Below are 381 nucleotides of genomic sequence, written 5' to 3' on the forward strand. Positions count from 1 at the left end.
TCGATTTTGCCGGACTCAAATTCCAAGAACACTTGAATGTGTTTTTAGTTGTATTCCATAAGGAATACTTTGAGAACTTTACAAACAACAATAAATTGTTGTTTTGTCAGCTTTCCAAATTGTTAAAGAGCTAGATTTTCTGATGAAAACCATTTTTAAAAGCACTCATTGAATGCGCTTAAAGATGGTGGGCGATACCGGGCTCGAACCAGTGACCCCCTGCTTGTAAGGCAGGTGCTCTCCCAACTGAGCTAATCGCCCATTGTTTCAAAATATGGTGGAGCTATGCGGGATCGAACCGCAGACCTCCTGCGTGCAAGGCAGGCGCTCTCCCAGCTGAGCTATAGCCCCATATTTTGAGTTTTAATTCCTAATGGAAGG

General features: G+C 43.0%; 2 tRNA genes. Both read right to left on the reverse strand.

Annotated elements, in window-relative coordinates:
* Positions 1–185 precede the first annotated feature (185 nt).
* Positions 186–261 (reverse strand) — tRNA-Val (locus EX191_RS22785).
* 14 nt (positions 262–275) lie between these two features.
* A tRNA-Ala gene (locus tag EX191_RS22790) sits at positions 276–351 on the reverse strand.
* Positions 352–381: the final 30 nt, after the last annotated feature.

Origin of the sequence: Vibrio chemaguriensis (assembly GCF_012275705.1) — a bacterium.
Classification (GTDB): Bacteria; Pseudomonadota; Gammaproteobacteria; order Enterobacterales; family Vibrionaceae; genus Vibrio; species Vibrio diabolicus.